This window comes from Novipirellula herctigrandis, assembly GCA_007859835.1.
Lineage (GTDB): Bacteria > Planctomycetota > Planctomycetia > Pirellulales > Pirellulaceae > Novipirellula_A > Novipirellula_A herctigrandis.
Genome location: SJPJ01000003.1, coordinates 71618 through 73770, shown reverse-complemented (window position 1 = coordinate 73770; position 2153 = coordinate 71618). Strand labels below are relative to the sequence as shown.

Annotated in this window: 1 protein-coding gene; it reads right to left on the bottom strand. The window is 54.0% G+C overall.

Going from position 1 to position 2153, the window contains the following annotated elements; translation table 11 throughout:
* Window positions 1–1239, bottom strand: a 1239-nt coding sequence (locus CA13_RS34230) for a discoidin domain-containing protein (protein WP_419195340.1), incomplete at its 3' end; no start/stop codon positions are given.
* Window positions 1240–2153: the final 914 nt, after the last annotated feature.

Here is a 2153-nt window from a genome sequence, read left to right as displayed (position 1 = left end):
ATCGGGTAGGTAACAGGCGTCGTAGCAATCGACGTCGGCGCCCATGTCAGGAGTGACCCTCTGTGGCTTGCCGCGCGGCTCGCCGCTACTTGGATCGATCATCTGTTCGAACACGGCATACCCCATACCGTCGCCCGGAGCCTCGCTCAATTCGTCTTTTTCGCAATGCGAGGCGAACAGCAAACGGTTGCCGTCAAAGTGCAAATCCAGATCACCGACAAACTTGCCACCGGTCGGTTTATAGACGGTTTTGATCTCGCCCTCGTAAAGCGGCGACATCACGACGAGCTCATCGTCATACGCGCCCGCAGCCTCGCCTGATACCCGAGTCTGCCAATTACTGGAAAACCGCTTGCCCTTTTTGCTGCGGACCATCAGCAGGTGGTCGAAGTCTAGCAGCGGGTTGGCCAACAGGGCCTCCTTCTTCAGCGTCGCGAATTCATCGCTGTCTTCGTTGTCGATCCCCTCCAGCCGCTTCAGGAACTCCTGTCCCTTGGCATACTTGTCGCCGAACTGGTTGATCAGATCTTCGATGGCTAGCCGCAACGATTCACGATCGCCTTCGCCACTGGCATGATGCCCGCCGTTCATCAAGGGCCCGTTAAGCACGCCGTCGTTGTCCTCCGGCAAGGGGACCTCTGGCATGGCAATCTTCGGACTGCTACGCCGAGTTTTTTGGACATTACGGATCTCCTTGAGTTCCGCAATCTTTTGGCCGACTTTGAGGGAACTCTCGGAACCGGCGACGTCGAGGACCGTCTCTCCGGTTGCGGGCTTGGGGATCGCGGCCCCCCAAACGACTTTTCGGTTCTGGCTAAGCACCCGAACTTGAACCTCGTTCAACCGGGCTTCAAAACCGTCGCGATTCCAAATCGATATTCTGTCGATTTTCACCGACTCCCCGAGATCAACCTCCCAGCTGGGCGTCGGCATGTCATTGACGGTGTGCGTGATACTCCCAGCAGTCCAATTGCCGTTGGAGTCACCATCGACGGCATGCGACGAAATGCCACCATGGCCAGTCGAGGTTTGCTTGGTTGCCTTACCCAATGCGGCATTTTTATCGCCACAGAAAACCTGTACCTCCGCAAGAGAAAGCGTCCGGCTGTCACCCGGTAGATGGACCCTCACATACCTACCTTCTACTGGTTCAGCGGAGACGACGCACGAAATGGTAAGCCAGTGCAGGGAAGCAATCAGGCACGCGGACCATTGGAATAGGCGGGCAGTGAACTTCATCACAAATTCTCCAAATCGATTTGCGCCGTTGAGGCCTACAGGTAGGTGGTCACAAAGTGAGGCGACCAGAGGATAGCAGTTGTTAAAGCACTTGTTTAGCAACGTATTGTAGCTGAGTCGATACGCCATGTCGCCTCCGTGAAGTTTCGACAACCGTTCACGCCTGGAGTCAATCAAATGGGTCAGAGTCAATCAAATGGGGTCAGGCCTGAAAGGCACGGGCGTAAGCCGCTTCGAACAAGATGTAGTGGATCGAGACCTGGGAGAGGAAAAGGGGAAGGGGGTCGTTTTTCGGGACTTGGTTTGATATTCTTTAGCGAATACGATCAATTTTTCTTTAGCCAACTGATGGTATGCCAAGAATCAAACGTGCCGATGAAGCAGGCTGCATCTATCATGCCCTTAACCGGGGCAATGCGAAAAATAGGAAAGTGCGAAAAATGCCCCCCTTCCCCTTTTCTTTCCTAAAGGCTACCGGAATGCGAAATGATTCACTGGAAATCATCACGACCGTAAACAGAATCGACATGAGGGTCGCATGAAAGGCAAATGTCTGAATCAGTTGAGCATTAGGTGCGAAGAGTACGAACTCGATGCCCGTGAGGCGAAGGTCAGGTGCTGTTGGCAGATTAAAACCACCGGCAGGATCAAAGGGGAAGGGGGTAATTAACGGTTGGTTTACCGCTTGCACCTGAGCGATGCGACATTGAAACGGTAGCCTTTTGGCTGCCGTTTTTCGTCGGCGGGCAGGATGCCGATTTCGCGCATCCCTCCGAACCGATTGACGAGTCGTGAATATGAGGACGCAAGAAGGAGCCATCCAACGGGTTTTGCCTTACTGCTGGGATTTGCTAGAATTCTCGCTCAACAAGTCTTGTCCAGGAGGTCGTTATGCCACGTAAACCACGCTATGG